11 protein-coding genes are annotated in these 12,819 nt (G+C 66.5%); 2 read left to right on the forward strand and 9 right to left on the reverse strand.

Annotated elements, in window-relative coordinates:
• Positions 1 to 42: 42 nt before the first annotated feature.
• Genes ACZYZ7_RS14385 through ACZYZ7_RS14395 form a run of 3 tightly spaced genes read right to left on the reverse strand, consistent with a single transcriptional unit; the run spans position 43 to position 4,393 of the window.
• Complete coding sequence (locus ACZYZ7_RS14385) at positions 43 to 183, reverse strand: hypothetical protein (RefSeq protein ID WP_167858049.1); 141 nt, start codon at positions 181 to 183, stop codon at positions 43 to 45.
• 28 nt (positions 184 to 211) lie between these two features.
• On the reverse strand, positions 212 to 2,350 hold the full coding sequence (locus ACZYZ7_RS14390; protein WP_450071000.1) for a DNA gyrase subunit A: 2,139 nt from the start codon (positions 2,348 to 2,350) through the stop codon (positions 212 to 214).
• A gap of 9 nt (positions 2,351 to 2,359) precedes the next feature.
• The gene (locus ACZYZ7_RS14395) at positions 2,360 to 4,393 is read right to left on the reverse strand and encodes a toprim domain-containing protein (protein ID WP_463741204.1); all 2,034 of its coding nucleotides are present in this window, start codon (positions 4,391 to 4,393) and stop codon (positions 2,360 to 2,362) included.
• A 349-nt stretch (positions 4,394 to 4,742) separates the two neighbouring features.
• On the opposite strand from ACZYZ7_RS14395, the gene abc-f reads away from it, so the two are divergent.
• On the forward strand, positions 4,743 to 6,389 hold the full coding sequence (gene abc-f / locus ACZYZ7_RS14400) for a ribosomal protection-like ABC-F family protein (RefSeq protein WP_463741205.1): 1,647 nt from the start codon (positions 4,743 to 4,745) through the stop codon (positions 6,387 to 6,389).
• A 3-nt stretch (positions 6,390 to 6,392) separates the two neighbouring features.
• Here the strand turns inward: abc-f and ACZYZ7_RS14405 are convergent, their stop codons facing one another.
• The 6 genes from ACZYZ7_RS14405 to ACZYZ7_RS14430 form a co-directional block, all read right to left on the reverse strand.
• Positions 6,393 to 7,040: a zf-HC2 domain-containing protein gene (locus tag ACZYZ7_RS14405; protein WP_463741206.1), complete on the reverse strand. Its 648-nt coding sequence runs from the start codon at positions 7,038 to 7,040 to the stop codon at positions 6,393 to 6,395.
• Positions 7,037 to 7,585 carry a sigma-70 family RNA polymerase sigma factor gene (locus ACZYZ7_RS14410; protein WP_463741207.1) on the reverse strand — a complete coding sequence of 183 codons (549 nt, stop codon included), beginning with the start codon at positions 7,583 to 7,585 and terminating at the stop codon, positions 7,037 to 7,039. The genes ACZYZ7_RS14405 and ACZYZ7_RS14410 overlap by 4 nt, the downstream gene beginning before the upstream one ends.
• A 3-nt stretch (positions 7,586 to 7,588) precedes the next feature.
• Positions 7,589 to 8,041 carry a COG4315 family predicted lipoprotein gene (locus ACZYZ7_RS14415; protein ID WP_463741208.1) on the reverse strand — a complete coding sequence of 151 codons (453 nt, stop codon included), beginning with the start codon at positions 8,039 to 8,041 and terminating at the stop codon, positions 7,589 to 7,591.
• 19 nt (positions 8,042 to 8,060) lie between these two features.
• A complete protein-coding gene (locus ACZYZ7_RS14420) occupies positions 8,061 to 8,633 on the reverse strand; it encodes a cytochrome b (RefSeq protein WP_463741209.1) in 573 nt (190 codons plus the stop codon).
• Positions 8,630 to 9,730 carry a catalase family peroxidase gene (locus ACZYZ7_RS14425; protein WP_463741210.1) on the reverse strand — a complete coding sequence of 367 codons (1,101 nt, stop codon included), beginning with the start codon at positions 9,728 to 9,730 and terminating at the stop codon, positions 8,630 to 8,632. The genes ACZYZ7_RS14420 and ACZYZ7_RS14425 overlap by 4 nt, the downstream gene beginning before the upstream one ends.
• 70 nt (positions 9,731 to 9,800) lie before the next feature.
• A complete protein-coding gene (locus ACZYZ7_RS14430; protein WP_463741211.1) occupies positions 9,801 to 11,888 on the reverse strand; it encodes an AMP-binding protein in 2,088 nt (695 codons plus the stop codon).
• 192 nt (positions 11,889 to 12,080) lie between these two features.
• Here ACZYZ7_RS14430 and ACZYZ7_RS14435 point away from each other — a divergent pair, with 192 nt between their 5' ends.
• A complete protein-coding gene (locus ACZYZ7_RS14435) occupies positions 12,081 to 12,815 on the forward strand; it encodes a DUF1906 domain-containing protein (RefSeq protein WP_463741416.1) in 735 nt (244 codons plus the stop codon).
• Positions 12,816 to 12,819: the final 4 nt, after the last annotated feature.

Below are 12,819 nucleotides of genomic sequence, written 5' to 3' on the forward strand. Positions count from 1 at the left end.
GCTGTGTCCGTTCTGGCTCCCGGGACCGTCCCGACAACAAGGTCACGACAACACGAAGACCACCGCCGCGAGCAGCACCGCGGCAGCGACGAATGCCACCGCGCCGGCTGTCCAACGGTTGTTCTTGACCCAGATCCGTACCGACGGCACTGTGATGTAGATGTGTGGTTCCGCGCTGACCATGCAGCCCCCTCATGCCGTTGTCGCCAGGCTACGGCGCCGGTGTCACGTCGGTCCCGGCACCCTTGACCGAAGCCTTGGCCCGATTCTCGGCCCGGACGCCCCTCTTGCCCCGCACGAACCCGGTCGCGGAGATCGCCGCCGACAGCAGTGCGTCCTCACCGTTGACGAACGGGTGGAACCCGACACCGGCACCACCGCGGCCCTTGACCGGGATATCGGCGACTTCGGTGACTTTCCAACCCTTTTCGGAGATCGACAGGATGGCCTCGCCGTTCGCGCAGGAAATCGGCAGCGCCGCGATCACCTCGTCGCCATCACCGGCCAGCTTCACCCCGGCCACACCGTTGCCGGCCGCACCCTGAGGATTCACGGCGGCGGGGTCGATGCGCAGGATCTTCCCGCGCCGCGTCACCAGCGCCAGGTGGTAGCCGTCGGCCAGCACACCCGACCGCAGCAGCCCGGTGATATCCGGGGCCACCGGGATATCGCGGATCTTGAACGGCAGGCCGTTGCCGGTGGTGAACTTGACGCGCCCGTCGGTCCACACCGCCCAGCCCAGACCCGAGGTGAGCAGGTCGCCGTGGCTGTCGGAGAACACCCCGCGATCGTCCAGGCGCCACGCGGCATTGACCTTCCGCTCGCGGGGACCGTCCTCATCGGCGCTGGACGCGACGGGTGTGGCATCGAAGTCCAGGACCGTGCGACGGTCGAACTCGGGCCCTTTGAACAGTTTTGCGGTCTCCACGAGCTCTTTGTCGATCACCTTCCGGCGCGCATCGGGATCGGCAACCAGCTCGGTGAGCTGGGCGAACTCGGCATCCAGTTTGTCGGCTTCGGCCTGCAGCTCGATGACGTCGAGTTTGGTCAGTCGTCGAAGCTGCAGTGCCAGAACATAATTGGCCTGCTCTTCGTCGATCTGGAACCGCTCCTGTAGCCCCTGTCGAGCGTCGTCGACGGTGTCGGAACCTCGGATCACCGCCACGGCAGCGTCGATGTCGAGGTGGATCTTCATCAGGCCGGCCACCAGATGACGTCGTGCGGTGACCTTCTCCAGCCGGTACTCGCTGCGGTGCAGCACCACCGAGTCACGTAGATGCAGGAATGCGCCGATCAGGTCCCGCACCGACCACCAGCGCGGTACCCGGTCCTCGTCGAGCGCGACCAGGCTGGCGGCGAATGTCGACTCCAGCGGGGTCAAGGCGAGCAGCTGGTCGCGGATCGTCTCGGCACTGTGTCCGCGCTTGGCGGTGACCACGATGCGCAGCCCGTTGCGGCGGTCGGTCAGATCGGACATGTCGGCCACACCCGACATCTCGCCGGACTCGACCAGAGCCCGGATCCGGTCTTGCACAGTGTTACTCGCGACACCGGGCGGCAGCTCGGTGATGATGCAGTTCTTTCCGTCGACGGAAATCGTGCCGCGCACCGTGAACGCGCCCTTGCCGGTGGTGATGTACTCCCGTAGCCCGCTGGCGCCGACGACGGTGGCGCCGCATCCCCAGTCGGGGCCGGGAATGAGCTTCATCAACGTGTCGTCGGTGGTGTTCGGCCTGGCCAGCAACGCTCGGCAGGCCGCCATGATCTCCCGCGGATTGTGTGCGGGCACCTTGGTGGCCCAGCCCTCGGCGATGCCGACGGCGCCGTTGCAGAGCAGCACGGGCCATTGGGCCGGCAGCATTGTCGGCTCGACCCATTCACCGTCAAACGTCTGGACCATCGGAACGGCGTGGTCGTCGAGTTCGGCGGTCAGTGCCGCACCGGGCGCCGACAGCCGCATCTCGGTGTAGCGGTCCGCAGCGGGTATGTCGCCCTGGATACGGGGGAACGCGCCTTGTCCGTCAATGACTTTCACCCGCTGGAACTCGGCGGCCATCAGCGCCGCGGCGCCGTACATCGACGCCCCACCGTGGGGGTGCAGGTTGCCGGTGACCGCCGAGCAGATCTTCGACGATTTCTGCGGCTTGTTTCCGGGCAGCAGTTTCGACTCGTGCATCTGGTAGAGCAGACGCCGCTGACCGGGCTTGAGCCCGTCGAATGCGGACGGGATGGCGCGGTCGCTGACGCTGTAGAGCGCGAAGGTCAGCTGATAGTGGTTCCAGTAGTCATCGGCGCTCTGGTCGAGCACCAGGTCGGCGTTCTGCTCAGGAACGTCCAGGGTGGCGGTCACGTCGTGCTCCTAGGTCAAGTCCAGCGTGGAGGTGTCGACGCGGGAGGCGATATCGGCCATCCACGTGCGCCGGCCCTCGGGTGGCCCGCCGAACAAGGTGTGGTGCAGCTTCTTCTCACCATCGTCGAGATGAACCCGAATCACGGTGCGGCGCTGCGGATCCAGCACGGTATTCCAGAAGTCGTCGGCGTCCATCTCGCCGAGGCCCTTGTTGCGTTGCACCTCGACCTTGCGTTTGGAGGTGGCCTTCAACTGGGCCACGGCAGCGTCACGCTCTGATTCGTCCTGACAGTAGATCCGCTCGGTAGCGTCCTTGACCACGAACAGCGGCGGCAGCGTCACGTACACCATGCCGGCCTCGACGAGTGGGCGGTAGAAGTCCAGGAACATCGAGATCAGGCTGGAGTTGATGTTGCCGCCGTCGGGGTCTGCGTCGGAAGCGAACAAGATCCGGTCGTAGCGGCACAGCTCGGGGTCGCAGTGGTCACGCACTCCGCAGCCCAGGATGCGTTCGATCGAATCGAACTCGTCTTTGGCCCGTGCCTTGCTCAGAGCGAAGCCGTACACGTTGGGCGGCTTGCCTTTCAGCGGGAAGGCGGCCTGGAATGTGGCGTCGCGCGCCGCTTTGATGGTGCCCAGTGCGGAATCGCCCTCACAGAGGAACAACTCGGCACCCGACCCGCGGCCCGATTCCCGGCTGGGCAGCAGCTTCGGTGGTAGCGACAGATTCGTGCCCAGCCCTTTGGCTTTCGATGCCGCACGGGACCGGGCTTTGGCGCCTTCGGCGCTGCGCCGCGCGCGGGCGGCCTCCAGCGCCAGCTTCGTCCACAGGGAGACGGTGTCGCCGTTGGCGGGGTTGGCTGCCCAGATGGTGACGCTGCGCGCGACATCCGGGGCCATCGCTACGTTCAGCGACCGCGACGACACCGCGGTCTTGGCTTGGGAATCCCACGCCACGTCGGGAGCGCGGGTGTCGACCGCCAGGGCGGTGACCGCGGCGAAATCCTGTGCCTCCGGACCGTCTTCGCCTTTGGCCAGACCGAGGTCGCGGATTCGGGACGCGCGGTCGGCCAGGGCTTCGGAGAGCCCCTTCACCGCCGCCGTCAGGTGTGATCCGCCGTTCGGGGTGCGCACGGTGTTGCAGAACGCGGCCACGGTCGCTGGTTCGGCCGGGCCCGCGGTCAGCGACCAGCGGAACGGGGTCGGGCCGCGTCCGGTGGTGTACTCGCCGCGGCCCTCCACGACGGCGCGGACGTCGGGCAGCGGACTGCCGGCGGCGGTGCACATGAGGTCCAGCAGGGTGTCGGTGCCCCACGGGCCGCTGAACGGCTCGAGTAACGCGGGCGGAACTTCCTCGCCGGGCCAGCCGTCGTCGACGACCGTCAGGTGCACCCCGGGCGACATCCGCGCCGCGGCGTGCGCCCGCAGCAGTACCTCACCGATGTCCACGCTGGAATCCGGCACCACGGTCGGGTCGAAGAGGATGCGCACAGTGGTGCCGTGTGCATCGGGCTTGCGGTTGCCGGAGCCGCGCAGTTTCTGCGTGTCGGCGCGGGTGAACTCCGCGTCGGGGTCAAAGTCCTTGCCGTCGAACACCCCGGGGTAGCCGTGGCCGAAGCTTTGCAGGTAGGTCTTTCCGGCCCGGCGCACCGTCACGTCGGTGCGCGCCGAGATGAACACCGCTGCGGCGGCGCCGATCCCGTTCAGGCCGGCCCCCGTGCTGGCCGCGTCGGCGTGGGCGGAGAACTTGCCGCCGGCCCGCGCGGTGCCCAGTGTCTTGACGATGCCGTTCTTCCCGGTCACCGGGTCGGAGTCGACAGGCAGGCCGCGGCCGTCGTCGGCGACGCTGACCGATCCGTCGGCGTGCAAGGTGATCGTCACGGTGGATCCGCCGTGGCTGGGATCGGCGACCTCTTCGACCGCGTTGTCCACGAGCTCGCGCAGTGCGGTGTTGAGCACGTCGAGGCCCAGGTTCACCGCCGGCCGCAGGCGTGTGTGCTGGACATCGTCGAGTTCGGTGATGTCTGCGGCGTTGTAACTCACTGCTGGTCCTTTCCACCAGAGTCGCTGGCAGAGCGATCGGGCCTGGTCGCGGGGGGCTCACCCCGGCATGCGGGCTTTCTGCGATCGTCATCGTCGACAAGGTGTGCCGCAGGAATGGTAAGCGGGCATACCGACATCGCCGTGCATCCCTCCCGTTGTCCGTGGTGTGGCGAGATCCGCATCACTCCGGGGTCAGACCCGGGGTCTGTGAATCCGCGGCCGGTGAACAGCCAGGTCAGAAGACGCGATGGGTGGACTGCCGTCGATACTTCGTGGAGGTTGCAGTCGTGGTGTGCGTCACGAACCCGGCAATTCGGGGAGTGGTCCCCGCAAATGCGACGATGAGGCCATGACCGCAACGCTTGTCGCGAAGAACGTGGCCGGCGGATTCGCCCACCGCACCTTGTTCGAGGGGCTGGACCTGACCGTGGCACCCGGCGACGTCGTCGGGGTCGTGGGAGTCAACGGTGCGGGCAAGAGCACACTGCTGCGCATCCTCGCCGGAGAGCTCGAGCCGCTGGACGGTGTCGTGAGTCTCGCTCCGGTCGACGGTTTCGTCGGGTGGCTACCGCAGGAGCATGAGCGGGTACCGGGTGAGACCGTCGCCGCCTACATCGCGCGGCGTACCGGGTGCACCGAGGCGACCCTGGCGATGGAAGCTGCAGCCGAAGCCTTGGCGGACCCGGCAGCCGACGCCGACGCCTACTCCGTTGCGCTGGACCACTGGCTCGCCACCGGCGCCGCCGACCTCGATGAGCGGATGCCGGTGGTGCTGGCCGATCTCGGGTTCGACATCGACGAGGTGCGCCCGGATTCGACCCTGATGACCGCATTGTCGGGCGGGCAGGCGGCACGGGTCGGGCTTGCGGCACTGATGTTGTCGAGGTTCGACATCGTCCTGCTCGATGAGCCGACCAATGATCTCGACCTCGAAGGCCTGGCCCGGCTGGAGAACATCGTCTCTGACCTCCGCGGCGGCGTGGTGCTGGTCAGTCATGATCGGGAGTTCCTGGCCCGCACGGTAACCCGTGTCCTGGAACTGGATCTGGCACAGAACAGAACCACTGTCTACGGCGGCGGCTACGACAGCTACCTGGAAGAGCGGGAGGTCGCTCGCCGGCACCGCCGGGAAGAATACGACGAGTTCGCCGAGAAGAAGGCCGATCTCGTGGCGCGGGCACGGACCCAGCGGGAGTGGTCGAGCCAGGGTGTGCGCAACGCGATGCGCAAGGCGCCCGACAACGACAAGAACCGGCGACGGGCGCAATCGGAGTCCAGCGAGAAGCAGGCGCAGAAGGTGCGCCAGATGGAGAGCCGGATCGCCCGGCTGGAGGAGGTCGAGGAGCCTCGCAAGGAGTGGACCCTGCAGTTCACGATCGCTGCGGCGCCGCGGTCGAGTTCGGTGGTGGCGACGCTGGACAATGCGGTTGTGCGGCAAGGTGATTTCGCACTCGGTCCGGTGTCGCTGCAGGTGAACGCCGGCGAGCGGATCGGTATCACCGGCCCGAACGGGGCGGGGAAGTCGACGTTGCTGCGGCTGCTCCTCGGCCGTCGGCAACCTGACGACGGACGCGCAAGCATGGGCGCGAACGTCGCCATCGGTGAAATCGACCAGGCCCGAGCTGATTTCACCGGCACCGGACGGCTCATCGACCGATTCGAGCGGCACGTGCCGGACTGGCCGACGGCCGATGTTCGCACTCTGCTCGCGAAGTTCGGACTGAAGGCCGACCACGTGGAACGCGCGGTCGACGACCTGTCACCCGGCGAGCGAACCCGTGCCGGGCTGGCGCTGCTACAGGCGTGTGGCACCAATGTGCTGGTTCTCGATGAGCCGACGAACCATCTGGACCTGCCCGCCATCGAGCAGCTCGAGCAGGCGTTGGAGACCTATGACGGTGCCCTGCTTCTGGTGACGCATGACCGCCGGATGCTGCAGAACGTTCGCCTCGACCGATCGTGGCTGGTCGACAAGGGGCAAGTCACAGAGTTGTAGGAGCTAGCGCTCCACCGTGGCCAGGACGGTGTTGTTTGCGTCGACGATGTTGAGCTTTCGTAGCTTTGGCATCGGAATGGATGTCGCCCCTTGCACGACCCCTGCCCCGGTCGGCATTGCCGCCCAGGTGGCCGCCGGCTGCATCTGTCCGCCGTCGTCCATCGTCCGCAGTGTGAATACACCGTCGGTTGGTAGGTGGTCCAGGTCGAGCACGATGGCGGTCCCCCACGGCTTGGGCGTCAGGGTCACCGATCCAGAGGCTCCGGCGGCGGCTACCGAATGCATCGCAAAGGTGCCCGTACCCGGCGGAGCCGGCTCACTGCGCGGGATGACCAACACCAGTGCGACGGCCGCGATCGCCGCAGCGCACGCGCCCACGACCACCCGGCGGCGGACCCGGCGGTTCGCTGCCGCACGTCGTGCGGCGAGCATGTCGCGCAGCGCCAGTTCCGACTCGGCACGGTCGGCGGGTTCGGTTTCCAGGTCTACCGGGTCGATCTTGCTCAGGAGTGCCGGAAGGGGCGCGAAATCGGCGACTTGAGCGCGGCACTGCGCACATTCTCTGAGGTGCGCCTCGAACTGTCCGCGTTCCTCGGCGTCGAGTCCGCCGAGGATGTAGGCGCCCAGAAGGACATGAGGTTCGTCGATCACAGCAGCCCCATCTCGTCGAACACCGCCCGCAATGCGCGCACTGCGTAGTAACTGCGTGACTTCACGGTACCCACAGCAACATTGAGCCTATCCGCTGCTTCAGCCAGTGTGAGGTCATCGAAGTACAGCGCCTTGACCACCTCGCGATGTTCGGGGGACAACCGTTGCAGGGATTCACCGATGACGATCCGCTCCAGAGACTTGTTGACGGCATCAGCGCTGGGCAACGCGATATCGGTCTCGACGAGCACTTCGCCTCGCCGTGACCGTCGCCGCCATTGATCGACGATGACGTTGCGGGCAATCGTGAACAGGAAGGATCTGGGATTGCCGTCGTCTGTGTCGATCTGGTCGATGTTCTTCCATGCCCGGGCAAACGTCTCCTGCACGACGTCCTCACGGTGTTGTACATCGACGACGTGGCCGGCGACGAACCGTCGGACGGCATCGCCGTGAATGGTGTACAGCATGGTCAAGAGCTGATCGTCAGCCGCACGACCAAGCTGTTCGGCTGACGATCGGCGACGTCGTGGGCGGTTCAGCACGGCTCAGTACCGCGGGAGCCCGTCAGATTGCACGACGCCCCACTTGGAGTCGCCGAGTTGCTTTCCCACGCCGTTATGCTGCCCGGCCGTCTTGTCCTGGACGAACGTGTAGAGCGGGCGCGCATTCAAGGTCAACTGGCGGGTGCCGTCGGGACGTAGGTACACACCCAATACTCCATCAACCCCGGCCGCTTGCGCCGGTAGGGGGTCGGGGGCAATGACGGCCGGCCATTTCTGCAGGCAGCCCTCACCGCATCCGCTGCTTGCGGGAGTGTCGCCTTCGAACGCATACACCGTCATTCCTTCGGCGTCGACGATGATCTCGCCCAGGTCCGACGTCTGCTTCGCGGTGATCGGCGCCGGTGTGACCGGCTCCTCGGCGTGCGCGTAGCCCGCGGTGGCGAGTCCGACCACCATGCCGGCGGAAAACAGGCCCGCACCAACAGTTCTTCTCATCCGATTGATATCCACGGGCTTACGTACGCCGGCGCAGCTCGATAGGTTCATCGTTTCCGAAAGTCATTCGGCGCAACATGCCATCGCGCAGTGTCAGTGTGTGCAGAAGCACCGCTGACACGTGTGCGGCGATCAGCACGACCAGGCCGTAGGCCACGATCGAGTGGCCGTTACGAAGCAGGCCGTACAGGTCAGCGTCCACCGGGGCGATCGGTGGCAGCGGTACGCCGCCCAACACGACGGGGACTCCGCTCGCCGACAGCATCGCCCACCCCAGCAGCGGCTGCGCCAGCAGCAGCACGTACATGCCGAGCTCAGAGCCGATGACGGCGATGCGCTCGACCCGCCCGACCGTGGCAGGCAGGGCGGGCCCGCGATCAGTGAGCCTGTTGATCAGACGGACCACGAATACCAGGAACACCAGGGCACCGAGAGCTTTGTGCACGCTGAGCAGCACTGCGTAGTCCGCCAGAGAGTTGGCCAGGACGAACCCGACGAGCAGGGTGCTGAACACGAGCGCTGCGGCCAACCAGTGCAGGACACGGGTGCCGAGGGCGTAGCGGGAACCGGATTGTGGGGCCGAGGCGATCATCGCGCCACCTCCCCGGTCTCGACCTGTGGGGCCGCTCCGGCAACGCCGGCACGGCGGCGGAACGACGCCGCGTACACCGCCGAACGCGCAGGCAGCAGTGGGTCTTCCGAGGGCTCGATCCCATCCGGTAGCACCATGGGGTCGAAGTTGACGTCACGGGCGTTTCCGGCCGATTCCGTCGCTATCGAGTCGAGCACCACGGTCCCGGTGTCGATCGTGCGGCGATCCGCAGGCCATGCGCTGGTCGCATCGCGCACGTCGTCCTCCGGTTCACCGATCGTCACGAGAAACCGCCAGCGCAACGGGCCGGACCGGATATCGCGAATAGCGTTGTCGAACAGCCAGTTCGGGCCGGCCGGCGATGTGGAGGGTGGCTTCACCTCCTGCAGCGGGATCAGCGACCATCGCACCGGTATACGCTCACCCGCTGCGTTGACGAAGTAGAAGGCGTTGAGCCCGCGGAAGGTGCTGTCGGCAAAACCCGAGGTGGGGGGTTGCTGCTTGATCGTCGACATCGCCCTGGCGGTTTCGGGGTGGGCGGTCAAGAAACGGGCCATGGCGGCGGGATCCGGCTTCCCGGTATCAGGCACCGGTTTGGAAGCCAGCAAGCGGTCATAGAAACCCTGCACCGAATTGTCCTGGAATACCGGCAGGTTCAGCATTGCGGTCCGCCATTGCTGGCCACCGGGATATCCGATCGCCAACCCCAGGCCGCGTGGGGCCGCGGTGGTATCGGACACCGTGGGGTTGCCTCCCGGCACGGAGAACCGTCCGACCAGGGGAGTGCGGCCGACGCGGAAGACTGCGGCCGTGGTCACGTCGGCACCCGCACCGTTGCTGTCGAAGCAGCCACTGACCGCAACCCCCTTGGCGTGATTGAGGCGATAGCCGGGGTGGATCCCGGCGACCCGGTGGAACGCGTCGACGAATGCCTGAGGGGTCAGTCGCCGCTGTGATCCGAGCGGACCACGCGCGTACAGCACCGCGCCGAGGTCGGCAGCCAGGAACCCGCCGACGGCCGCGATCCCGACCAGGACGCTGCGCCGGCTGGGTGAAGTGCTGCGCCACGATGAGGGCACGATTGATTTCCGGTCCATTGGCGACCTTCCGAACTCGGTAGTTGGGGGCTGGTTTCCCGGAGGAATACGCCCACGGGACACCGAAGGTTCACCGCGGATCCGGCCATCCCATCTCCAGCGGAAACTGGCCCTCGATCAGATGACGCTTCAAGACTTTTCCCGTGGCGGTGCGCGGGAGCTGATCGACGAATGTCACGTCGCGCGGAATCGAGAAGCGGCTCAGTCGGTTCCGCACGTAGTTCTTGACGGTGTCTTCGTCGAGTGACGCCCCCTCGGTGCGGACCACGAAGGCCGCCAGACGCTGGCCGAACTCCGGATCTGGTACGCCGACCACCGCCACATCGGCGACCTGTGGCAGGACGGCGAGAGCTTCTTCGACCGGCCGGGGAAAAACGTTCTCGCCGCCGGAGATGATCATGTCGTCGTCCCGTCCGGCGACGAACAGACGTCCGCTGGCATCGAGGTACCCGAGATCGCCGGTGTCCATCAGCCTGTCCTCGACGGCAGGCGACGTCGCGTTCGTGTAGCCGTCGAACAGCATGTCGTTGCCGACGAAGATGCGACCGACGGCGCCGGCCGGCGCGATGTTGCCGCGGTTGTCGAGGATGGCGACGCGGGTACCGAGCGGCGGCCGGCCCGCCGTGGTGGGGGCGACGCGCAGGTCGGCGGGATCGGCGATCGTCGCCCAGGACACCTCGGTGGATCCGTAGAAGTTGTAGAGAACGTCGCCGAAGGTTTCCATGAACTTGGTGACGGCCGCGCCCGGAATCGGCGACCCGCTGCTGGCCACCACCTTCAGCGACGACGTGTCGTATCTGCTGACCACTGCGGCCGGCAACTCGAGAATGCGCTGCAACATCACCGGAACCAGGATCACCACGGTGCAGCGTTGGCGCTCAATGGCTTTGAGGCATTCTTCGGCGTCGAACCGTTCCATCAGCACCACCGTTGCCAGCAGCGGGGTGCTCACCTGCAGCGCGGCGAGACCCCAGGTGTGAAACAGCGGCGCGCACAGCAGCATCACTTCGCCACGGTGCAGCGGCATGCGCGACAACATCGCCGCGATGGCGCCGAAGCCGGGCGGCGTGGGCCGTCGGGCACCCTTGGGCGTGCCGGTGGTGCCCGAGGTGAGAGCCACCAGCTTGCCGGGTTGTTTCGGTGGCGCCACCGGTGCGGCGCCGGTGCCGGTGGAAATGAGATCGTCCAGCGAGCGCCAGTGCCGCGTAGCTGAATTCGCGTGTATCGAAATTCGCGGGATATCCGCGGAGACGTACCGAACCTCCGGTTCGAAGTCGCCGTCGACGAATATGGCGTCGACGCCGTGGCGGTTGACGATCTCTTCGATCGCGCGGGCAGCAAGGCCGGTGTTGAGCAACACCAGGTCTGCACCCAGCTTGCTCGATGCCACCATGCACTCGACCATCGCCGAGTGGTTGCGGGCGAGAACCGCGAACGTGCTGTCGCTGGTGAAACCGATTACGGCAAGGCCCGATGCCAAGCGTGTGGTGCGCTCGGCCACGTCCGCGTAGGTCGACGTCCCGTCCCCGTCGATCGACGCTGTTGTGCGCGGTGATCGCACGGCTGCGGCGGTGAGGCCGCCGGCGAGCGTGAATCCCCATTTGGCGAGCGAATTGAGTTGGCGAAGGCCGCGATCGGGTCGAGACGCGCGCACCACTCCGCTGGTGATCATGGTCTTCAACACGTTGAGTTGCAGAGATCGCCCATCGCCCATGTTGACCAGCTGCGAGGACGGCTTGCCTTCGAGGTGGTCCGAGATTCGCTGCAGCCCTTCACGGATCCAGCTCTCGACAGCGTTGTCGCTGGCTTTTGCGATGTCGGGGTGGAGCGTGCCGACCGCGAAGATCCTCAATGCGATCCGAGCACCGCCTCCTTCGGGAGTCAGGCGGATCGAGGCGAAACAACGCCCAGTCTCCGTTGCATCAAGGCGCAACTCCATGCCCGACAGGCGGACCGTCCGGCGCATCTCGTGAACGACGACGGCACCGCGGGAGGTGGACAGACGGACCTCGAAGAGCTGCGGGTCGCCGGCAGCCTGCTCGCACGACCCGATGCCACGAAAGAACCGTGGGTACAGATCCGGTGCCGCCAGGATGGGCCAGATATCCGGACATGGGTGATCGAGCGTTGTGTCGACGGCGATCACGTCTCGTGCCACGGTGGTTCTGCCAGGGTTTCGGTAGTTAGCTGCGACTAGCCATTGTGGTTCATCTGTCCCCGGTACGGACCTGTTTCGCGAACGAACCCGAATGTAACCAATCCCCGGGGGTGGAGTTGGGCCGGATCCGTGGATACGCTTCGGTCCGTGACGCGATCTGCCTCACGGCGCGAAGTGCTCAGGTATGCGGCGCTGTTCGCGCCGGCATTGGCCGTGCCGGGAGCGCTGGCCGCGTCGGCCGGCACGCCGACGGCATCTGCCGATGGCCTGCAACTCGTCGATTTCGCCGACCGGTTGGTCCAGCCCGAGCAGATCAAGTCCGCGGGCTTCGGCGGCGCGCTGGTCTACGTCTCCGAACTGCGGCCCGGAGCCACGTTCGATTTCAAACCGGTCAACCGGGACTACGCGGACCGCCTGCGGGCGGCGGGCCTTCAGATCGTCAGTTGCTATCAGTTCGGCAAGCCGGGCTGGCCGACGCCGTCGGACTTCACCCGCGGCTACGACGGGGGAGTGGCTGATGCGCAGACGGCGCTGGGGCTGCACACGGCGGCCGGGGGCCCGGCGACGGCTCCGATCTTCTTCAGCGTCGATGAGGATATCGATGCCTCAACGTGGAAAAGCCAGGCAGTCCAATGGTTTCGGGGCATCAACTCGGTCCTGGGCGCCGCCCGTACCGGAATCTACGGTGGCCGCCGTCAGTGCGGGTGGGCCATCGCCGACGGTGTCGTCGGATCCTCGACCAGCCCGGGCTATCGGTGGGCCTGGCAGACCAAGGCATGGTCACGTGGGGAGCGTGAACCGGCCGCCGTACTGTTCCAGAGGGAAGTCGTCACCGCGTCCGATCCGGGCTTCGTGATCGACGGCATCCATGTTGACGTGAACGATGTTCTCGCTGCCGATTACGGCCAATGGGATCTCGCCAGATAGGAGT

Source organism: Mycobacterium sp. IDUB_17 (assembly GCF_055419465.1).